This window comes from Cellulosilyticum ruminicola JCM 14822 (genome assembly GCF_001311925.1).
Lineage (GTDB): Bacteria > Bacillota > Clostridia > Lachnospirales > Cellulosilyticaceae > Cellulosilyticum > Cellulosilyticum ruminicola.
Genome location: NZ_BBCG01000012.1, coordinates 39,042 through 64,735, shown reverse-complemented (window position 1 = coordinate 64,735; position 25,694 = coordinate 39,042). Strand labels below are relative to the sequence as shown.

Genomic DNA, 25,694 nt, shown 5'->3' with positions numbered 1-25,694 from the left:
CTGAATATGTCAACAGATTATGTGAGACCTACAATTCAATCTTATGAAGGTGATGATTTAAGCTTTTGTACAGATGAAACGTTGTTAAAAGACTTGAAAAAGTTAGCAGCTCAGTATGGTACCACATTATATATGATTATTTTAGCAACGTATAATGTATTATTACACCGTTATACTAATCAAGAAGATTTGATTATAGGTTCACCAGTAGCAGGTAGAATGCATCCAGACTTAGAAGGAATTGTAGGGGTATTTGTAAATACATTAGCATTACGAAATTTCCCTAAAGCAGATCAAAGTTTTAGCCAATTCCTTATGACAGTTAAAGAAAATACAATTAAAGCTTTTGAAAATCAAGATTATCAATTTGAAACACTTATTGATAAATTGGCAATAAAGAGAGATTTAAGTAGGAATCCATTATTTGATACAATGTTTGTCATGCAAAATACATCATATAGTAAAGAAAGTGATATAAAAGTACTTTCAATGATGCCATATGAGTATGAAGTAAATAATGCAATGTTTGATTTAACTTTAAATGCAGTAGAAGAAGATAAATGGTTAAAGTTTGATTTTGAATACTGTACGGCGTTATTTAAACCAGAGACAATAGAAAGAATGTCTAAGCACTTTTTGCAGCTATTAAAGAGTATTGTACAACATCCAGAACGTAAAATCTCCGAGTTTAATATATTAATGCCATTAGAAGAAATACAAATTTTGGATAGTTTCAATGATACAAAGCAAGCTCATCCTTATCATCAAACACTTGTAGCTCATTTTGAGGATCAAGTAGATAGTACGCCGTATCATATTGCTTTATTATATAATGATGAGACAATGACCTATAAGGCATTAGATTACAAGGCAAATCAAGTTGCGAATTTACTGAGAGAAAAAGGCGTACAGCCTAATGAATTTGTTGGTATTATGATAGAACGTTCTTTTGAGATGATTATAGGTATTATAGGTATTTTAAAAGCAGGTGCTGCCTATATGCCAATAGGACATGAATATCCTGATGAACGTGTTGCCTTTATGTTACAAGATAGTAAAGCCAAAATATTATTATCTAGCAAACAACTTGGTCGCACGATGCAATATGAAAATGTAGCAACTTACTATTTAGATGACTCAGAACTTTATAAAGGAAATGGTGAAAGACCTGTTTTAATCAATACACCAGAAGATAATGCGTATATTATTTATACATCTGGTTCAACAGGAAAACCTAAAGGGGTTGTAATCTGTCATAAAGCAGTTGTAAATATTTTATATACATTACAAGAACGTTATCCACTGAATGAAGAAGATGCATTTTTATTAAAGACAGCCTATACATTTGATGTATCTGTGGCTGAGTTATTTGGTTGGTATATTAATGGTGGTAAATTAGCTTTACTTAATCAAGGGGATGAAAAAATACCTGAGAAGATTTTAGAGGCAATTAATAAATATGGCATTACACATATTAACTTTGTACCTTCAATGTTCCAGTTATTTATAAGTATCTTGTCTGTAGAAGCATTACAAACCATGCAAAGTCTAAAATATATATTCTTAGCAGGTGAAGCAGTAACACCAAATATTATTAAAAGGTTTAAAAAGCTTCAATTAAATACACGATTAGAAAATATTTATGGCCCAACAGAATCTACAATTTATGCAACAGCATACAATCTTTTAGATTATACAGATGGTGTAAATATTTCAATCGGAAAGCCATTAGATAATATTACAGCATATATTGTCAATGAACATAATATGTTACAGCCAATAGGCGTTGTAGGTGAATTATGTTTAGGTGGCGTAGGACTTGCAAAAGGTTACTTAAATAATGAGACATTAACTAATGAAAAATTTGTATCAAATCCTTTTGAAGCAAATACAAGAATGTATCGCACAGGTGACTTATGTCAGTGGCTGCCAGACGGTAATATTTTGTATTTAGGAAGATTAGATCATCAAGTAAAAGTGCGTGGTTTTAGAATAGAAATTGGTGAGATTGAGCAAGCATTAATGGATTTAGGCTTTATAAAATCAGTTGTAGTAATGGCAATTGAAGAAAATACTGGTGAAAAAGCACTTTGTGCATATTACACAGCAGATGAAACGCTGGAAATTAGTGAAATTAGAGAAAAACTAGGTGTAAGATTACCAGATTACATGATTCCTTCTTATTTTATTAAGTTAGATGCAATACCACTTAATCAAAGTGGTAAGGTAGATCGCAAGGCGCTTCCTAGACCAACGGAATATATGAAAAATAATGCAGTCTATATAGCACCAGAAAATGAAATAGAAGCAGATTTAGTTGAGTTATGGAAAGAAATTTTAAATGTAGAGCAAATAGGAACGGAAAATGATTTCTTTGAATCTGGCGGACATTCATTAAAAGCAGCTTTATTATTATCTAAGATTCATAAAGCATTTAATGTAAAACTTGAATTAAGAGATTTATTTACATATACAACGATCAAAAAGTTAGCAGGACGCATTGCACAAGTGACACAAAGAGATTATTTAAGTGTAGAAAAAGCAGAAGAGAGAGCATACTATCCTTTAACATCTACCCAAAGACGTCAATTTATTTTAAATCAAATAGATGATAATGATATAAGTTACAATTTACCAGTAACAATTAAAATTGAAGGACAATTAGATAAGATTAAATTAGAAAAAGCTATTGATGAATTAGTGGCACGTCATGACGTATTACGTACTTATTTTGAGGTAATAAATGATGAACCAGTAGCTAAAATAGCTGATGAAGTAAATGTACCAATTCAGTATGTTCAAGTAGACGAAAAGTATTTAGAGGAAAAAGTTAATGATTTTGTCAAACCATTTGATTTAGCACATGCACCACTTATGCGTGTAGGCATTTTTGAATATGGCATGAATCAATATGTCCTCGTAATAGATTTACACCATATTATTTCAGATGGTACATCTATAGATATATTAATTGAAGAGTTTGTTGCACTTTATAAAGGTGAAAAATTACCAGAAAATAAGATTGGATATAAAGATTTTGCAATATGGCAAACTGAAAAAGCAAACAATGAACAATTAGAAGAGCAGGGTGCATATTGGCTAAAAATGTTTGAAAATGATATACCAGTCTTAAATTTACCAACAGATTATACAAGACCAACTAGACAAGTTTACGAAGGAGATAATGTTTATTTTGAAACAAGCAAGGAATTAGCAACACAAATTTATCAGTTGGCACAACAAACAGGTACAACATTATACATGGTCTTATTAGCTGCATATAATACATTACTATATAGATATACAGGGCAAGAAGACATTGTAATTGGTTCACCAATAGCAGGACGTACACATGAAGAAGTAGAAAATGTAGTAGGTATGTTTGTTAATACGCTCGCACTTAGAAATCAGCCACAAGGTAAGCAAAGCTTTGAAGCATTATTAAATCAAGTGAAAGAAACGACTTTAGAAGCTTATAAAAATCAAGAGTATCCATTTGAACAATTGGTAGACAGATTAGATATTAAGAGGGATTTAAGCCGCAATCCATTATTTGATACAATGCTTATATTACAAAATACAAAAGGTGCAAATAAGATTTATGTAGAAGTACAAGATTTGGTAATACAGCCATTTGAATATGATAATAAGACTTCTAAGTTTGACATATCTTTAGATGCTATTGAAGAAGATGATGTCATTAAATTCCGCTTTGAATACTGCGTAAAATTATTTAAGAAATCAACGATGGAACGTATGGCAGGACATTTCTTAAATATATTAGCAAGTATATGTAATAATACGGATATTTTATTAGAGGAAATTGATTTATTAAAAGCGTGTGAACGTGCACAAATACTAGAAGAGTTTAATAATACAGCAGCTCCTTATGAAAAAGAAAAAACAATTCATCAGTTATTTGAGGAGCAAGTAGCACGTACACCACAGTATCCGGCGGTAAGAGTTGGGGAAGATTATTTAACTTATGAGCAGCTTAATAATAGAGTCAATAGAATTGCATATTTATTAAGAGAAAAAGGCATTAAACCTAATGATGTTGTAGGAATTATGCTAGAGCGATCTTTTGAAATGATTGTAGGGGTAATGGGTATTTTAAAAGCTGGGGCAGCTTATTTACCAATTGCACCACATTTTCCAGAAGAAAGAATCAAATACATGTTTGAAAATAGTAAAGCAAAATTAGTTTTAGTGCAAGAACGTTTTTCTAAGACTAAGGACTATGACTTAGAAGAAATTATTTTAGATGATGAAACACTTTATGAAGGTACTTGGGATAACCCAGAGTATGTGAATACTTCTCGTGATATGGCTTATATTATTTATACATCAGGTTCTACAGGACGTCCTAAAGGTGTAATGATTGAACATTATTCAGTTATTAATCGTATTAATTGGATGAATAAGATGTATCCAATTGATGAAAAGGATGTTATTTTGCAAAAAACACCATATACATTTGATGTATCTGTGTGGGAATTATTTTGGTGGAGTTTCACTGGTGCCAGTGTTTATATGTTACAACCAGAAGGTGAAAAAGATCCTGAGATTATTGCAGAAGCTATTGTTAAACATAATATTACAACAATGCACTTTGTACCTTCTATGCTCAATATATTCTTAGATTATATTGCTGATAAATATGACACTATAGATTTCTCAAGGTTAAAACAAGTGTTTGCAAGTGGTGAAGCATTATCACCATTACATACTCAGAAATTTAGAGAATACCTTTATGCAAATTATGGTACAAAACTTCATAACTTATATGGACCAACAGAAGCCACTGTAGATGTATCTTATTTTGATTGTATGGCAAGTGCACAAAACAAAGTTGTACCAATTGGTAAGCCTATTGATAATATTAATTTATTAGTTGTGGACAAATTAAATCATTTACAACCAATAGGTATAGCAGGAGAGCTTTGCATAGCAGGTGATGGTTTAGCTAGAGGTTATATTAATAATGAAGACTTAACAAATGAGAAATTTATTGAAAATCCTTATAAACCAGGTACTAAGATGTATCGTACAGGTGACTTAGTAAGATGGATGAATGACGGTAATATTGAATATTTAGGACGTATTGACTTCCAAGTAAAAATTAGAGGATTTAGAATAGAGTTAGGTGAAATAGAAAATGAATTATTAGCAGTTGAAAGTATTAAAGAAGCTGTTGTTATAGCTATAGAGGAAGCACAAAATGAGAAAGTATTATGTGCATATTTTGTAGGAGATGAAACGCTAACAGTTAGCCAGCTTAGAAGTGCACTTTCTAAGAATTTACCGGAATATATGTTACCAGCTTACTTTATACGTATAGACAAGATGCCATTATCAGCTAATGGTAAACTTGACCGTAAGGCCTTGCCAAAACCTCAAGAGCATATTAGTACAGGTGCAGATTATACAGCACCAGAAAATGAGGTTGAATTAAAATTAGTTGCTATATGGGAGAGAATATTAGGGATTGAAAAAGTAGGAACAACAGATTCCTTCTTTGAACTAGGTGGACACTCACTTAAAGCGACCGTTTTAGTTTCAAATATTGCAGAGCAATTTAATGTAAAAATACCTTTAAGAGAAATTTTCAACCATACAACAATTAAAGAGTTAGCAAATTATATTATGTCATGCAAGCAGTGCAGTTATACGGCTATTAAACCAGCTGATATTAAACCATACTACCCATTATCAAGTGCACAAAAGAGACTTTATATTCTTGAGCAGTTTGAAACGGATAGCATTGCTTATAATGTGCCTATTATGGTAGAAATGCAGGGCGCATTAGGTACATTAAAACTAAAACAAATTTTTGAAACGCTGGTGCACAGGTATGAAGTATTAAGAACAAGTATTCATACAGTAGATGGACAGCCAGTTCAAGTCATTCATGAAAATTTAGAAGTAGAAATCTCACAATATGAAGCAAATACAACGCAGCAACAAGAAGAAATTATGACGCGTTTTATTCAGCCATTTGATTTACAAAAGGCACCATTAATGCATGTTGGCACGATGAAGATGCAAAATGGTAATACAATGTTGATGATTGATTTACATCATATTATTACAGATGGTGTATCGAATCAGTTATTAATACAAGACTTTATAAATCTTTATACAGGCAAAGCATTAAAACCAGTTAAAGTACAGTATAAAGATTATGTAATGTGGCAACAAACTGAAGCTGTAAGAAAGCAATTGCAATTAGATGAAGTGTATTGGTTAGAACGCTTATCAGGTGAGATGCCAGTACTGGATTTACCAACAGATTATACAAGACCTGCAGTACAAAGCTTTGAAGGAGATAGCATTAACTTTAGACTTTCAAGTAAAGTAGCAGAAAGCTTAGAAAGTTTAGCTTCAAATACAAAAACAACTATGTATATGATTTTATTAGCAGCTTATAATGTTTTACTACATAAGTATACAGGTCAAGAAGATATATTAATTGGTTCACCTATTGCAGGTAGGGTGCATGCTGATTTACAAGATGTAATAGGTATGTTTGTTAATACATTAGTTATGCGTAATCAACCTGAAGGCAGTAAGCCATTTAATGTATTTTTAGATGAGGTTAAAGAGTCTACATTAGCAGCGTATGAGCATCAAAATTATCAGTTTGAAGAACTTGTTGATAAACTTCATTTACGTAGAGATTTAAGCCGTAATCCAGTATTTGATACAATGTTTGTTTTACAAAATACAGGCGTAGAAGAGGTAGTAACTTTAGAGGATGTAAATTTATCTGTACAAGATGCAAAGACTAATATGGCTAAGTTTGATTTAAATATTATTGCCACACAAGAAGAAGGAACAATTTTATTTGAAATTGAATATAGTACAAAGCTATTTAAAAAAGAGACAATTGAACGTTTAGCTTCTCACTTTAATAAGTTACTAGAGAATATTGCAGAGGTTCCAACACAAAGTATTGCATCATTAGAAATGATTTCAAAAGAAGAAACAGATAAAATCTTAAATGACTTTAATGCAACACATACAGTTTATCCTGCAACTCAAACAATTATTGAATTATTTGAGGAGCAAGTCGCAGCAAAACCTAATCATATAGCAGTTGTAGATGAAGTACAAAGTTTAAATTACAAAGAATTACAACAACGTGTAAATTCTTTAGCGGCTGTATTATTAGAAAAAGGCATTAAACAAGGTGAATTGGTAGGACTTATTGCAAGTAGAAATGTAGAAATGATTATTGGGACATTAGCTATTTTAAAGGCTGGTGGTGCATATTTACCAATAGATACTAAATATCCAGTAGAACGTATTAATTATATGTTAAAAGATGGTGAAGTAAAATTATTACTCACGGATAATGGGCTTAAAGAGCAAGTAGTATTTGAAGGTCAAATGATTGATCTTACGGACAAGTTACTTTATACACTAAATATGCCAATACACAAAGTACAAAATACCCCAGATGATTTGGCTTATGTTATTTATACATCAGGTTCTACAGGACAGCCTAAAGGTGTTATGGTAACGCAGCGTAATGTTGTAAGACTTGTAAAAAATACGAAGTATATTGCATTTACAGCCCAAGATCGCATTTTACAGACGGGTGCTATTGTATTTGATGCATCAACCTTTGAAATATGGGGCGCATTATTAAATGGTTTAAGCTTGTATTTAGTAAGAGATGAAATACTTTTAAATGCAAGAAGACTTGAAGAAGCAATACAAAAATATGAAATTACCATTATGTGGTTAACAGCGCCGCTCTTTATGCAACTTGTACAAGACAGACCAGCAATGTTTAAATGCATGAAGTATCTTCTTGTAGGTGGGGATGTAGTCTCTGCAAAACATGCCAATTTAGTAAGAAAAAATGCACCAGGACTTCAAATGCTTAATGGTTATGGTCCAACAGAAAATACAACATTCTCAACAGTATATCCAATTGAAAAGGATTATGAGTCTAATATTCCAATTGGTAAGCCTATTAGCAATTCAACAGCTTATGTTGTAGATACTAAGGGTAGATTGCAACCTATTGGTGTACCAGGTGAACTTTGGGTAGGAGGAGATGGTGTAGCCAAAGGCTATTTAAATAAACCAGAACTTACTGCTGAGAAATTTATAGATAATCCATTTGGTGAAGGCAAAGTTTATAAGAGTGGTGACCTTGTAAGATGGCTTGAAGATGGCAATATAGAATTTATGGGAAGAATTGACCAACAAGTTAAAATCAGAGGATTTAGAATAGAAATCGGTGAAATCGAGAAGGAATTAGTAAAAATTCAAGCAGTTCAAGAAGCTATTGTAATAGCTGTAGGTACAGAAAGTTCTGAGAAAGCACTTTGTGCATATTTCACTGCAACATATGAAGTAACAGCCAATGACTTAAGGAATCAATTAGCTAAAAAGTTACCTGAATATATGCTACCTTCTTATTACATGCAACTTAGCCAAATGCCACTTAATCGAAATGGTAAAGTAGATCGTAAGGCATTACCAAAGCCAGATGGAGAAAGTATTATTAACAATAGTACATATATGGCACCAGCGAATAAGATAGAAAATGAGTTAGTGCAATTATGGCAAGATGTATTAAAAGTTGAAAGAGTAGGTATTATAGATAATTTCTTTGGACTTGGTGGACATTCACTTAAGGCAATGTTATTAATCGGAGAGATTTATAAGCACTTTAATGTTGAAATGACAATCAAGACATTATTTGCAGCACAAACCGTTAAAGAGCAAGCTGCTTATATTCAAAAAGCAGTTAAAAAAGATTACGAAGTAATTGAAAAAATAATTCAAGAAACGTATTATCCATTATCTTCTGCTCAAAAGAGAATATATGTTGTAAATAGCTTAATGCCTGATAGTACAGCTTATAATGTACCATTTACAGGAATTATAGAAGGTAAATTAGAAAAAGAGATGTTAGAACAAGCCTTTAATAAGTTAATTCAAAGGCATGAAGCATTAAGAACATCCTTTATGCTTGTAGATGGACAACCTATGCAACAGATAGCAGAAAAAGTAGACTTCAGTTTAGCTTATGAGGAAGCAAGTGATGAGGAATTAGATATAATAATTGAGCATATGATAGAGCCATTTGATTTAAGTTGTGCACCATTGATTAGAAGTAAGTTAGTTAAATTAGGTGAAGAAAAATATGCCATAATCATAGACTTACATCATATTATTACAGATGCAACTTCAATGAATATTTTAATTGGGGAATTACTTGAACTTTATAAAGGTGAGTCACTTGAACCACTTGAAATACAATACAAGGATTTTGCAACATGGCAAAACAAGTTATTACAGTCTGAAGCCATTAAAAAACAAGAAGCTTATTGGTTAAATTATTTAAGTGGTGAAATCCCAGTTTTAAATTTACCAACAGATTATAATCTAATGACTGAGCAAAATCATGAAGGTAAACAAATTGACTTTACGATAGATCAAGAAATACAAGATGGTTTGAAAGCTATTAATAAACAAACAGGAAGTACAATGTATATGACATTATTAGCAGCTTATAATGTGTTATTAGCAAAATATACAGGACAAGATGATATTATCGTAGGTTCACCAATTGCAGGTAGAAATCATCCAGAAATCAATCAAGTAGTAGGTATATTTATTAATACATTAGCAATTAGAAACTATCCTCAAGGTAAAAAATCATTTAATACGTTCTTAAATGAGGTAAAAGAAAATGTATTAGGTGCATTTGAAAATCAAGATTATCAATTTGAAGAGCTTATTGAGAAGTTAGATATAAAGAGAGATTTAAATAGAAATCCATTATTTGATACATTATTTGCAATGGAAAATACATCTAATAGCCAGTTACAGACTCAGGAGTTTACTGTAGAGAGTTATGAATTAGATAATAAGAGCTCGAAGTTCTATATTACATTACATGCTTCTGAGAAAGATGATGAAATGTATTTTGACTTTGAATATAGTACGCAGCTTTTTAAAGCAGAAACTATTGAGCGTATGATTAAGCATTTTAAACAAATATTAAGATGCATTATAGCCAATCCATCAGTAACGCTAGATGAAATAAATTTAGTAACAGCAGAAGAAGAGCAGCAAATATTAAGTGATTTTAATAAGGTTTATAAACCTTATAATATGCAACAATCCATTTTAGAATGCATTGAAAGACAAGTAGAAGTAGGGCCAAATCAAATAGCTGTTGTTTATGAAAAACAAATGTTAACTTATAGCGAATTAAATAGTAGAGCAAATCAATTAGCACACTATTTAATGAAACAATCAATAAAGGCACCTATTATTGGGATTATGGCGAAGTCATCAGTAGAACTTATTATTGGTATGTTGGCTATTTTAAAAACAGGTAATAGTTATTTACCAATATCACCTGAATTCCCAGAAGAACGTATACAATATATGTTAGATGATAGTAAGGTGACAGTACTCATTACAGTTGATGATGAAGTACCAAATGTATCTAGCTTGGTAACATGCATTAACATAAATAGTCCAGAAATTAGTGAGGAATTTGCAGATAACTTACAAGTGGATATTAAAAAGGAAGATTTAATGTATATAATCTATACTTCTGGAACAACTGGTCAGCCTAAAGGTGTACAGATACAACATCAAAATGTTGTAAACTACATGACATGGTTTGTAAGTAAGTATGAGATTAATAATATGGATAAGACAGCACTTGTATCTTCAGCTAGCTTTGACTTAGGTTATACAGCTTTATACTCTGCATTAATTAGTGGTAGTACATTACATATGACTGATAAAGCATTATATAGTGATCCAGAACAGATATTAGATTATATAGAAGCAGCACAAATTACTTATATAAAATTAACACCATCATTATTTAAAGCTATTGTTTCAACACAAAGTTTTAAAGAAGGTCAGAAGTGTCAAAGTTTAAGATTAATCGTTTTAGGTGGTGAAAAATTTGATGTAGAGGATGTTGAAAAATATCATAGTTATTATCCAAATACACAGTTTGTAAATCACTATGGACCAACAGAAACGACTATAGGCTGTATTACCCATTCAATTGACTTTAATGAATATAAGCTATTTAAAGCTCAGCCAGTTATTGGAAGACCAATTGATAATGTAACCGCTTATATTGTAAATAATTCTAATAAGCTTCAACCAATAGGGGTACCAGGACAATTAGTAATATCAGGATATGGTCTATCAAAAGGCTATATGAATAAGCCTGAATTAACAAATCAAAAATTTGTGGCTAATCCATATTTACCTGGTGAGAAGATGTATTTAACAGGTGACTTAGCAAAATGGATGCCAAATGGTACGATTAGTTTTATTGGACGTATGGATGAACAAGTAAAAATTAGAGGATATCGTGTAGAGATTGGTGAAATAGAAGCAGCACTTAAACAATATGTAGGTATTAAAGATGTAATTGTAATGGTTTATACAGGTAATAATGAAGAAAAGAGTTTATGTGCTTATTATGTAAGTGAAGAATATATTGATATCAGTGACCTAAGAGCAATGCTTACAAAACATTTACCAGAATATATGTTACCTTCTTATTACATTAGAATAGATCGTGTACCATTAACAGCTAATGGAAAGGTGGCTACTAGGGAATTACCAGAACCTACAGAAGCTGTTGGTAAAGAGGTAGCATATGTCGCACCAGAAAATGAAATCGAAGAGAAGCTTCTTGAATTATGGCAGCAAATATTAGGTAGTAAACATATTGGAATAATCCATAATTTCTTTGAAGTAGGTGGACATTCACTAAAAGGTATTGTATTAACAGCAGAGATTTATAAAGTTTTTGAATGTAAAATATCATTAAAACAAATCTTTGAATTCCCTACAATTAAACAGCAAGCTCAATATATTAAGGAATCTGGCAAAGAAGAGTTTATAGAAATTACTAAGGCAAAAGAAGCTGAATATTATCCACTTTCTTCAGCACAAAAGAGAGTATATGCTTTAAGTCAGTTTGATAAAGACAATACAAATTATAATATGCCAGCAATATATGTATTGAAAGGTAAACTTGACGTAGCGCAAGTAGAAAGCATATTTGAAATATTAATTAATAGACATGAGGCCCTTAGAACATCTTTCCATTTAGAAGGACAGCAGCCTGTACAAAGAATTCATGAACATGTGACATTTAAAGTAGAAGAATTTAATGTAGCTGAAAATACAGACTTAAATAGCTTAGTTTATAAAGAAATAGAAAGAAAGTTCATAAGACCATTTGACTTAACAAAAGTACCTCTTATTAGAGTAGGTGTCGCAAAATTAGGTCAAGATAAAATGTTACTGATGTATGATAAACATCATATTATATCTGATGGTGTTTCTCGTAGTATTTTATTAGAAGAATTCATGAAGTTATATAGTGGTGAGTCTCTCAGTGATATGAGATTACAATACAAGGACTTTGCAGTATGGCAAAATCAATTATTTAAAACAGCTTTAATGCAGAAGCAAAAGGATTATTGGCTTAATGTATTTAGTGATGAATTACCTGTTCTAAGTATGCCAACAGATTATTCAAGACCACTTGTAAAAACATTTGAGGGAAAAACTATTAATTATGCAGTACCATCAACACTTTATAAAGCATTGAAGAAATTAGCTTTAGAAACAGAAACGACGCTTTATATGATTTGTATGGCAGCCTATAATATATTACTTTCTAAATATACAAATCAAGAAGATATTATCATTGGTACACCAACAGCAGGTAGACAACATGCAGATTTACAAAATATTGTAGGTATGTTTGTTAATACACTTGCTATAAGGTCTTACCCAAGAAAAGATATGACATTTAATGAATTCTTAAAACAAGTTAAACAAAATATATTAGGTGCATTTGAAAATCAAGATTACCAATTTGAGGAATTAATTGAGAACTTAAATCTTCCTAGAGATTTAAGCCGTAACCCATTATTTGATACAATGTTTGTTATGCAAAATACAGGTGCAGAAGAAATAGAGACAAGAGATATTATTGCTAAAGCTGTATCATTTGATTACACAATTTCAAAATTTGATTTTATGTTAGTGGTTACATCATGCAAAGAAGAATTAGAAATTAACCTTGAATATAGTACAAAACTCTTTAAAGAATCAACTATGCAGCAATTTTTAATGCGTTATATGATGGTACTTGAAAATATCGTTAAACAATCAGAAATCAGACTAGGTAATATATCAGTACTTTCCGATGCTGAAGAAGAAAAAATCTTATATGCATTTAATAATACAAAGCAAGAGTATCTAAGATCTCAAAGCATAATGGAGATATTTGATGAGCAAGTTAATAAGACACCAGATGCAGTAGCAGTTGTTTATGAAAGGGAATCTTTAACTTATAGCATTTTACAACAAAAGGTAAATGCATTAGCTTATGCATTACGTCAAAATGGTGTGAAGCGAGAAGACTTAGTAGGATTGATTGCAAAGCGTAGCATAGAAATGATTATAGGCACATTAGCTATACTAAAAGCAGGGGCAGCATATGTACCTATTGATGCTAAGTATCCTGTAGAACGTATCAACTATATGTTAAAAGATGCTGATACTCAAGTTGTTTTAACAGATAGTGGCTTAAAAGAGGGTGTATTATTTAACGGAACAGTAATTGACTTAATGACATTTGACTATGAAAGTGCAGAAAGTGAAAATATAGTAGCAATTAACGCAGCAGAAGATTTAGCTTATGTCATTTATACATCTGGTTCAACAGGACAACCTAAAGGTGTTATGGTAACGCATCGTAACATTATAAGACTTGTAAAGAATACAAACTATGTAACATTCAATCAAGAAGATCATATGTTACAAACAGGTGCCATCGTATTTGATGCATCAACCTTTGAAATATGGGGAGCTTTATTAAATGGCTTAAGCTTATACTTAATAAGCGACACCGTACTTTTAAATTCAAAAATGCTAGAAGAAGCGATTAAAGAATATGGCATTACAACAATGTGGTTAACAGCGCCACTCTTCATGCAACTTGTACAAGAAAGACCAGCTATGTTTAATGGCGTGAAATATTTAATTATTGGTGGGGATGTTGTATCTGCCAAACATGCTAACTTAGCAAGAAAATATGCACCTAATATGCAGCTTCTCAATGGATATGGTCCTACAGAAAATACAACTTTCTCAACAACATATCCTATTGAAAAGGATTTTGAATCTAATATTCCAATTGGTAAACCTATTACGAATTCAACGGCTTATGTTGTTAGTGAACAAGGTAAATTACAACCTATTGGAGTACCAGGTGAACTTTGGGTAGGTGGCGATGGTGTTGCAAGAGGCTACTTGAATAATCCAGAATTAACAGCTGAAAAATTTATAAATAATCCTTTTGGTGAAGGTAAAATTTATAAGACCGGAGATTTAGTAAGATGGCTTGAAGATGGCACTATAGAATTTATGGGAAGAATTGACCAACAAGTTAAAATTAGAGGATTTAGAATTGAAATTGGTGAGATAGAAAAAGAATTAATTGCAATTTCTGGCATTAAGGAAGCATGCGTTGTAGCAAGAGGTAATAATAGTTCTGAAAAATCATTGTATGCATATTTTACTGCAGAAGAAAAAATGCCAATCAACGTAGTAAAAAAACAACTGTCAGTAAAATTACCAGAGTATATGATTCCATCATATTTTATGCAGATAGATAAAATGCCACTTAATCAAAATGGTAAAATCAATAAAAAAGAGCTACCTACTATAGATATGGCTATAATGGATGAAGAAACTTATGTAGCACCAACTAATGAAATCGAATGTCAGGTAGTAGAAATATGGCAAGAAATCTTAGGTATACAACGTATAGGCATACACGATAATTTCTTTGAAATAGGGGGACATTCATTAAAAGCAGTTCTTTTAATTGGGGCAATCCGTAAACAATTTAATATAGAGATTAGTTTAAGTAATATATTTGAGTTAAGTACTGTAGAAAGTTTAGCAGTTTATATTAGTGAGGCAAAACAAATACATTTTGAAGCAATAGAAAAAGTGCCAGAGCAACCTTATTATGAATTATCAGCAGCACAAAAACGTTTGTATATTATTGACAACCTAATAACAGATACAACAGATTATAATGTACCATTTACAGTATTAATTACTGGAAAGCTTAATATAGAACAACTTAATGAGGCATTTGAAAAGTTAATTAAGAGACATGAGATATTAAGAACAGTTTTTGTTCAAATAGATGGTACACCATATCAGAAGGTAGAAGAACAGATAGACTTTAAGCTTGATTATTATGAAAAAGAGGAAGATGAAGTTTCTAATTTTATTACGCAGCTTATTAAGCCTTTTGATTTAAAAGTAGCACCTTTAATGCGAGGCGCAGTTATAAAAATAGTAGAAGACAAGTATGTGTTATTTATAGATATACATCATATTATTACAGACGGTACATCATTAGGTATTTTTATTCATGAGTTAATTGATTTATATGAAGGAAAATCACTTATGATAGCTAAACTTCAATATAAGGATTTTGCAGCATGGCAAAATAAATTATTACAATCAGATAAATTAAAGGCTCAAGAAGAATTCTGGTGTAAGGAATTTGCAGATGAGATTCCAGTACTTAACTTACCAACAGATTATGCAGTACAAGAAAGCAAAGAGATTAAAGGTGATCGCGTACAATTTAATTTAGATAATACAGTATTAGAAGAATTAAAAGCCTTAGCACAAAAAACAGGTAGTACACTATATATGATTTTATTAGCTGCATATAATATACTTCTTTATAAATACACAGGTCAGGAAGATATAGTAGTAGGTACACCAATTGCAGGTAGAAATCATCCAGACCTTACAAATGTTCTTGGAATGTTTGTGAATACAATTGCTTTAAGAAATAATGTAATCGGTGAAAAACATTTTACAGATTTTCTAGAAGAAGTTAAAGAACGTAGTATTAAGGCATTTGAAAATCAAGATTATCAATTTGAAAGCTTAGTTTCTAAATTGAATGTAACAAGAGATTTTAATAGAAATCCATTATTTGATACAATGTTTACTTTAGAAAATACAGAAGGGGTAAACTATGACTTTGAAAGTTTAACAGTAGAAGAGTATCAAACATCACATGATGTAGCAAAATTCTTTATTACTTGTCATACAGTAGAGAAAGAAAATGGATTATATGTTGACTTTGCGTATAATGCAAATCTCTTTAAAAGAATGACTATTGAGCGTATGGCACAACACTTTGAAAATATTATTAAAGCGATATTAGTTGAGCCAACACTTCTGTTAGATGATATTCAAATGTTATCAAAAGAGGAAGAAGAACATGTATTAGCATTTAATACTAAATGTTATGAATCATATGAGAAAACGACTGTAACTAAAGTATTTGAACAACGTGTAAAAGAAACACCAAACCATATAGCAGTTGTTTTTGAGGGAGAAACGCTTACTTATAAAGCATTAAATGAGAAAGCTAACCAAGTTGCAGATTACTTATACGCACAAGGATTAGTAACAGGGGAAATGATTGGTATTGTAACAGAACCTTCACTAAATATGATGGTAGGTATATTGGCAATCTTAAAATTAGGTAAAGGTTATTTACCAATTGACCTATCATTCCCTAAAAAACGTATAGAGTATATGTTACAAGATAGTAAGGTAGATGTATTATTAATACCAACAGAAAAATGTTTAGCCATTGATGAAGCAATAAATCAAGTATTAATTCAGAATCTAAAAGTTGATGAGACTACATGTAAAAGAGAAGATGTAATTTATAATGGGGCAGATGTACTTTATACAATTTATACTTCTGGTACGACTGGTAAACCTAAAGGTGTAAGTATTAATCATAATAATTTATTGAACTATATCAATTGGTTTATGACTACATTTAAAGTGACATCAGATGACCGTACAGTACTTTTATCTTCTGCAAGTTTCGACTTAGGCTATACATTAGTTTATTCAGCATTATTAGGTGGCACACAATTACATATTGTAAGTAGGAAGAAATACTCAGAACCAGAAGAAATTTTAGATTATATACAAACACAAAAAATAACTTACATTAAAGGAACACCATCTTTATTTAATACAATAGTGAATACACATAGTTTTGATTCAGGTAATCAATGTGACACATTAAGACTTATTGTATTAGGTGGAGAAAAGATTAATACATTAGATATTGAGAAATATCATGCACATTATGAAAAAGCACAAATTGTTAATCACTATGGACCAACAGAAACGACTATAGGTTGTATTGCATATCCTATAGATTTTGAAAACTTTGAGGAGTTTAAAGGACAACCTGTTATAGGTAGACCAATTACGAATATGCAAGCTTATATTTTAAATAAAGCATTAAAATTACAACCAATAGGAATAGTAGGAGAAATAGCAATATGTGGAGAGGGTGTTTCAAATGGCTATAGAAATAATAGTGATTTGACAAATGAGAAATTTATAGAGAACCCTTACAATCCAAATTATAAGATGTATTTGACAGGCGATTTAGGAATGTGGACATCAGAAGGTACGATTAAGTTTATTGGTCGTAAAGATGAACAAGTTAAAATAAGAGGCTATCGTATAGAGGTTAAAGAGGTTGAAAATGTTATTAAGCAATACGAGGGCATTAAAGAGACATTAGTAGTAGTTAAAGAGCATCAAGGAGAAAAAACATTATGTGCGTATATCGTGCCTGTTAAAACATTGGATATAAATAACTTAAGAGCAGAAATAGCAAAATCTTTACCTAATTATATGCATCCATCTTACTATATTCAGTTAGATCAAATACCACTTACACCTAATGGTAAGGTTGATTATAAAGCACTGCCAGCATTAGCTGAAGATCATTTAATAATGAACACAGAATACGTGTTACCAGATAATGAAATCGAACATGAATTATTAAGAATATGGCAACAAGTACTAGGCATTCATAAGATTGGTACAAAACATAATTTCTTTGAAATAGGTGGTCATTCGTTAAAAGCAGTTGTATTAAGTGCTCAGATATTTAAAGCTTTCCATATGGAAATACCACTTAGAAAGATATTTGATTTACCAACAATTAAAGAGCAAGCTCACTATATTCAAAATGGTTCAAATACAGTGTATACAAATATTGAAAAGGCAGCTGTGGCACCAGATTATCCAATGTCATCAGCACAAAAGAGAATGTATGCATTAAATCAACTTGTGACAGAAAGTACTAATTATAATATGCCATCTGTGTATTTAGTAGAAGGTCAACTAGATATGAAGCGTTTAGAAGAAAGTTTTGAGACACTTGTTCAAAGACATGAGTCTTTAAGAACTTCATTCCATATGGTAGAGGATAAACCTATTCAAGTAATTCATGAAGATATAGCATTTAAAGTAGAGCATATAGCAGTAGAAAAACCTATAGAAATACAATCTGAAAAGGGAATAAAGGCAGTAAAAGCAATCTGTAAAGAGTTTATTAGACCATTTGATTTAAGTAAGGCACCATTATTTAGAGCAGGCGTAGCAAAAATTGATGAGAATCAATATATACTTATGGATGATAAACACCATATTATTTCAGATGGTGTATCACGTGGTATTTTATTAAAAGAATTAATGATGATTTATAATGGTCAAACATTGTCTGCATTACGTATACAATATAAGGATTTTGCAGTATGGCAAAATAAACTTTTTGAACAAGGTATTATTCAAAAGCAAGAGGCTTATTGGTTAAAACAATTTGAAGGAGAACTTCCAGTATTAAATTTACCTTTAGATTATCAAAGACCAGCTATCAAGCAATTTGAAGGAGATACGATTAAATTAGAAATCCCTCACACACTTTATGAGGCATTAAAAGATTTAGCATTAAAGACAAATACAACACTTTATATGGTTTTAATGGCTACATATAATATGCTGCTTTATAAATATACGGGACAGGAAGATATTATTGTAGGTACGCCAACAGCAGGTAGAACAGATTCTGATTTACAAAATATAGTAGGAATGTTTGTTAATACATTAGCTATAAGAAATAAGATAAGTGGAGAAATAACATTTAATGAATTTTTTAAATGATTTAAAAGAGCAAGTATTAGATGCATTTACAAATCAAGATTATCAATTTGAGATGTTAGTAGAGAAATTAGGTCATAAGAGAGACTTAAGTAGAAATGCCTTATTTGATGTAATGTTTGTTATGCAAAATATGGACATGGGTAAAGAAACATTATCTACATTAAGCATTAAACCATTAGATTATGAAAATGATGTAGCTAAATTTGATATTACCTTATTAGCTGAGACAGCAGATGATGAGATGATTTTAAATATAGAATATAGCACAAAATTGTTTAGAAAAGAAACAATCCAAAAGCTAGGCGAGCATTATATTAATTTACTGAAAGCAGTAGTATTATTGCCAGAGCAAACAATTAAAGACATAGAAATGCTTTCAAAGGATGAGCGTATACAAATTGTAGAAGACTTCAATCAAACACAAGTAGAGGATACGAAATATGACACCATACAAGAAATCTTTGAACAGCAAGCGGCGAAGTATCCTGAACAAGTAGCTCTTTGGTTTAATGATGAAAAGATGACGTATAAAGTACTTAATGAAAAAGCAAATGGACTAGCTAGAAAGCTCAGAGAAAAGAGTGTAATAGCACAGACAATTGTAGGGATTATGATGCCACGCTCTATAGATATGATTGTTGCGATATTAGCTATTATTAAAGCAGGCGGTGCATATTTACCAATTGATATTACTTATCCATTAGCACGTAAGAAATATATGTTAGAAGATAGCAAGGCACAGCTTCTTATAGTAAATGAAGCTATAACAGAAGATTTAAGTTTTGATGGACAGCTTATTAATTTACAAGAAATGTTGATTGAGCCATGTGAGAACTTAACATGTATGAATGCTGTAAATGATTTAGCTTATATCATTTATACATCTGGTTCGACAGGAAAACCTAAAGGAGTTATGCTAGAGCATAAGGGACTTGGCAACCTAAAAATGTTCTTCCAAAAAGAATTTAATATTACCCATCAAGATTGCATTGTTCAATTTGCAAGTACTTCATTTGATGCATCAGTTTGGGAAATATTTATGGCACTTCATAATGGCGCAACATTGTGTTTAGTACCTAAAGAAGCTATTAGTGATCCTCGTTTATTTGAAGATTATCTGAATGCCCATAAGGTAACAGTAGCAACATTACCACCAGCTTATTTAAGTCAATTAACACCAGATAACTTAGAAAACTTACGTTTGATAATTACGGCTGGTTCTGCAACAAATCCAGAGTTAATTGCAAAATGGAAAGATTGTGTACGTTATATTAATGCTTATGGACCAACAGAGACAACTATATGTGCGACAACATGGGAAGTAGCAGCAAGAGAAGATCAAAAAGTGCCAATTGGTAAGCCAATAAGCAATACACAGATTTATATAGTAGATACTTATAATCAGGTTGTCCCAATTGGTGTAGTTGGTGAAATCTGTGTCGGTGGTATGGGTGTAGCGAGAGGTTACTTAGGCAGGCCAGAATTAACAAACGAAAGATTTATAGAAAATCCATTTAATAGTGACGGAAAACTCTATAAAACAGGTGACTTAGGAAGATGGTTACCAGATGGTAATATTGAATTCCTAGGTCGAGCAGATTATCAAGTAAAAATAAGAGGCTATAGAATTGAACTTGCAGAAATAGAGAATGAATTATTACATCATCCATTAATTAAAGAGGCTGTTATTATTGATAAGCAAGTAGGAGAAAGTAAGGATAAAGTATTATGTGCATATTATGTTTCAAATGAATCTCTAACAAGTACTGAACTTAGAAGCTATTTAAGTGAAAACTTACCAGAATATATGATACCATCATACTTTATACCATTAGAGAGTATCCCACTTACATCAAATGATAAGGTAGATAGACAGGCCTTACCAAGCCCAGAAACACTATTGCAACATACAGAAGCACAATTAATTATAAGTGATACAGAACAAGCGTTAATTAAATTATGGGAAAATGTTTTAGGTATAAAAGGCATAGGCATTAATGATGATTTCTTTGAAGTAGGAGGACATTCTTTAAATGCAAATGTATTAATTCGTCAGATTAATGATTACTTTAATATTGCATTAAATTTTGCAGAAATGTTTAGCTATACAAGACTAAGGGATATGGCAAAATACATTGAAAGTAAGATGGATACAAATAAATCTAATGATTTAATTGTCTTATTGAAAGATGGAAAAGATACTCAAAACGGTGTGTTCTTTATCCATGACGGAAGCTGTGAAGTTAGCGGCTATCGAGAGATTGTAAAAGCACTTAATATTAATTGCAAGGTATGGGGAATTAATGCAAGCAAGTTAAATACTTATGAAGTATCTTCTATAGAGACGTTAGCATATCGTTATATCAAATTAATTGAAAGTGTACAAAGTAGTGGAACCTATCATTTTGTAGGATGGAGTTTAGGTGGAACAATAGCTTATGAAATGATAAGACAATTAGAAGATAGTCATAAAGAAGTAGGCTATTTTGCAATGCTAGATACAACAGCTCCTAATAAGCAGTTAGTACAGAAAAATGCAGTATCTCTAAAAGGTGAAAAAGAATTTGTAAAGGCGCTTATAACGAATACAAGTTTAGTCAAACAAATTAATAAATGTAAGATCATAGAAGATGTTTGGAAAAAGGCTATTGAAACTATTAGCACCGACATAAATACACCTGAACAATTACAAGCATTTAAAGAAACTCTTCCACAAAATATAGCTTATTTAATTCCTAATATTGAACAAGTTTCTGTTAGCGAATTATTGCAATATGTCATGAGTATAAGAGCATTACAGCAAGCAGCAGTTACATATATACCTAGAACTAATATTAAAGCAGCAATTACTTATTTTAGTGCAAGCAACAAGGAAAAGACAAATGATCAACAGTGGAATAAGTATAGTGATGTGGAAGTTATTGAGGCATTAGGCACACATAGGACTATGGTAAAAGGAGAAGGTGCTATAAAGATTGCCCAAAGTATAAGTTCAGAAATTAATAAGCGATGTATTTGAGGAGAAAATAATCATGAAAAATAAGAGTACAAAGAAAAAGCAATTGCCTCAAAACAATTTTAAGAGAATATGTTACTATACAAGGCCATATTGGAATTTCTTATTAGCATGTTTAGTGTTTTCGCTCATTTTAGTGGGCATTAATCTTTATTTATCTCAAATAATTAGCACACTTGTAGAACAACTACAAGATAAAAAGTCTAATGGATTAGTTAAATATGTGTATATTATTGCAGGTATAACTGTAAGTGGTGTTATTTCCAGTTACTTTGTGAAATATACAGCTGCAAGGTTTAGCTTTTATTCCATAAGAGATATTCGAAGTGCACTTTATGCACACATTGAAAAGATTAATGTAAGCTATATTGAGCAGAATCATTCAGGAGAAATTGTATCAAGACTTACGAATAACATCATATTGTTACAAGAATTCCTGGAAAATAATTTAAAGAACTTTGTATATGAACCCATATTATTTTTAGGTGCGTTTATACTGCTTTTACGTATTAATGGGATTTTATTATTAATTAGCATTGTGACAATGGGCATTACAATGGGACTTACATTTATTGTTGTTATTCCTGTTAAACAAAGAATTAAATTATTACAAAAAGGAATTGCGAAAGTAAATGCGACTTACCAAGACAATATCAATGGTGTGAGTATTGTTAAAACATATAATTTATACGACAAGTTATTTAATAAATATGCCTATTTATTAGATTGTACTTTAAAAGAAAGTTTGAGCATTGAGAAGATTAATTCTCTATTAGTACCTATAGGAACTATTTTAGGTATAGGTCCTATTATTGTAAGTGTCATCTGTGGAGGATATCTGTGTGTTGCAGGTATCCTCACCTCAGGTGAATTATTGGCTTTCATATATTTACTAGATTTTCTATCCAATTCAGCAGCGATGTTACCAAGAATGCTTACAGAATATAAAACTGTTTCAGGTGTAGTCGAACATTTATTTGAGATATTAGACCAACCTATTGAAAAAGAAGGTGGTAACAATGTACTTCAATGGAATGCAGAAAATATTATTGAATTTAATAATGCAAAATTTGCATATAATGACTCAAATACTGTACTTGAAGGGGTAAAATTTAATGTAAGAAAAGGAACTACAGTAGCTTTAGTAGGCTCAAGTGGAAGTGGTAAAAGTACAATTATTAAGTTGATTTGTGGTTTTTATGAATTAAGTGAAGGTAGGATTAATTTATGGGGACAGCCAATTGAAACATTAGACTTAAAAATGATACGTTCTAATATTTCATTAGTGTCGCAAGATATATATCTTTTACCAAATACAATAGCAGAAAATATAGCTTATGGGATGGAAAATGTTACGATTGATGAAATTGTTGAGGCAGCAAGAGCTGCTAATGCGGATGAATTTATTCAACATTTACCAAACGGCTATAATACAGTATTAGAGGAAAGAGGAAACAGTTTATCAGGTGGTCAAAGGCAACGCATTGCTATAGCAAGAGCTTTTCTCAGGAAAGCACCACTTGTTTTATTAGATGAGCCTACCTCAGCACTAGATACCCATTCAGAAGTTTTAATTCAAGAATCTTTAGAGCGTATAAGAGAAAATAGTACAGTACTTGTAATCGCACATAGATTATCAACAATTAGGAATGCAGATGAAATTATTGTTCTCGATAAAGGAAAAATTGTAGGAAGAGGAACACACGAAGAATTAATGTGTAATAATCTCTATTATAAACAATTAAATGAGCAGCAGATGCCACAAGAAAACTATGAAAATAATGAGGAGAGAAGAGAACATGCTTAATTTAATAGGAATGAAAGAATTTAAACGTTTAATGTCCTATATGAAACCTCGAAGCAAATCCTACATTATTGGTTTAATAGGGCAAAGCATAGGAAATGCAAGTATGTATATTCTATTAGCTTTTGTATTAGAAAGACTAGTAGTAGCTGCACAGGCATCTGATTTATCATTAATAATAGGCATTCTGAAGATATTAGGAATTGCAGCACTTATATTAATAATCAGTTTGCCAATTTGCTTTTATTATTATAAAAAAGCTATAAGAGAAACGATGGTTATCATTAAACAAGAAGTATTTCAAAAGCTTCAACGATTGCCTATAAGTTACTTTGATACACATCATAGTGGCAATATTATTTCTCGATTTGCAAATGACACATTATTAGCAGAAAAAGCTTTTACAGAAAATTTAAGAGAAATTGTTTCAACACTTGTTTTAGGAATAGGTTCAGCTATTATAATGTTTATTTTGGATTGGAAGATTACATGTATTTTATGCATAATGGGTGTCTTTTTAACATTTATTAATACATTGTTTTCAAAGCCTATTCATGAATTAAGTAATAAAGTTCAAAATAGTATGGGGTATTTAACAGAAAAGTATACAGACCAATTAGCTGGTTTTTATGTCTTAAAAATGTTTGGAACAAATCATAGTGGATATAAAGGTTTTGAAGATGTAAATGAAAATTTGACCACATTATCAGTAGCAAGGTCTAATAAAGTCGCTGTATTAGAAGGAACTAATTATTTTTTAAGTATGATAGGATTTGGCGGTTCATTAATGATAGGAACATTCCTTGTAATGAATGGCGAAATTGAGATTGCTACACTGGCGGCTGTTATACAACTACAAATTAATATTAGTGAGTCGTTTTTAAGTATAGGTAAATGCTTTTCAACATTACAAATTTCGTTAGCTTCAGCTGGACGTTTATTTGAACTCTTAGATTTAGATGAAGAAATAAGTGGTGAAACTCGAAAAGGGGTTATAAGTGAATTTACACAAGATGAAATAATAACGCAGCCTATCATAGAATTCAAGGATTTAGAGTATAGTTACAACCAGCAAGATTATGCTATTAACGGTTTATCATTAAAGGTTGAGAAAGGTCAAAATGTTGCATTTGTAGGTCCAAGTGGAGGTGGTAAAAGTACTTTGTTAAAATTATTAGTAGGTTTTTATCCGCCAACCAAAGGTGTTTTAGAAATAATGGGTAAACCTATTGGGGCGTATAATTTAGATTATTTAAGAAGTCAAGTGACATATGTGCCTCAAGAAGTTTATCTTTTTGCAGATACAATTAAGGAGAATATACGATATGCTAGACCAAATGCAACAGATGAAGAGATTATAACAGCTGCCCAAAGTGCCAATATACATGAATTTATAACAGCATTGCCAGAAGGTTATAATACTATAATTGAAGAAGGAGGAAAAAATATATCAGGCGGTCAAAGACAAAGAATAGCAATTGCTAGGGCATTTTTAAAAGATACACCTATTGTTTTACTAGATGAAGCCACTTCTGCTTTAGATTCTGAAAATGAACTAAAGGTTCAGCAAGCAATTGACACTTTGTTGAAGGACCGAACAGTTGTAATAGTAGCACATCGTTTATCTACTATAAAAAAATGTCAAAAGATATTTGTTATTAAGGAGGGGAAAGTAGCTGAAGAAGGAACACATGAAGAATTAATGAATCAAGATGGGGTATATGCATTTTTAATTAATCGAGAAATTAAATAATCAAAATA

At 31.2% G+C, this 25,694-nt stretch carries 4 protein-coding genes; all 4 read left to right on the top strand.

Features of this window, described 5'->3' with window-relative positions:
- The first annotated feature begins 6 nt into the window (after nt 1-6).
- The 4 genes from JCM14822_RS06320 to JCM14822_RS06305 are packed head-to-tail and all read left to right on the top strand — an operon-like array spanning nt 7 to nt 25,686.
- A complete protein-coding gene (locus JCM14822_RS06320; RefSeq protein ID WP_054740681.1) occupies nt 7-19,113 on the top strand; it encodes a non-ribosomal peptide synthetase in 19,107 nt (6,368 codons plus the stop codon).
- Nucleotides 19,097-22,132, top strand: a complete 3,036-nt coding sequence (locus JCM14822_RS06315) for a non-ribosomal peptide synthetase (RefSeq protein WP_054740679.1) — start codon at nt 19,097-19,099, stop codon at nt 22,130-22,132. The genes JCM14822_RS06320 and JCM14822_RS06315 overlap by 17 nt, the downstream gene beginning before the upstream one ends.
- Nucleotides 22,133-22,145: 13 nt before the next feature.
- Nucleotides 22,146-23,936 carry an ABC transporter ATP-binding protein gene (locus JCM14822_RS06310; RefSeq protein ID WP_054740678.1) on the top strand — a complete coding sequence of 597 codons (1,791 nt, stop codon included), beginning with the start codon at nt 22,146-22,148 and terminating at the stop codon, nt 23,934-23,936.
- Entirely contained in the window at nt 23,929-25,686 is a 1,758-nt protein-coding gene (locus tag JCM14822_RS06305) for an ABC transporter ATP-binding protein (protein WP_054740676.1), read from the top strand. Before JCM14822_RS06310 ends, JCM14822_RS06305 begins: the two co-directional genes overlap by 8 nt.
- The last annotated feature ends 8 nt before the right edge of the window (nt 25,687-25,694 follow it).

Coding starts and splice junctions, on each gene's coding strand:
- JCM14822_RS06320 (WP_054740681.1), top strand. CDS start 7: ATGTCAACAGATTATGTGAGACCTACAATTCAATCTTATGAAGGTGAT.
- JCM14822_RS06315 (WP_054740679.1), top strand. CDS start 19,097: ATGAATTTTTTAAATGATTTAAAAGAGCAAGTATTAGATGCATTTACA.
- JCM14822_RS06310 (WP_054740678.1), top strand. CDS start 22,146: ATGAAAAATAAGAGTACAAAGAAAAAGCAATTGCCTCAAAACAATTTT.
- JCM14822_RS06305 (WP_054740676.1), top strand. CDS start 23,929: ATGCTTAATTTAATAGGAATGAAAGAATTTAAACGTTTAATGTCCTAT.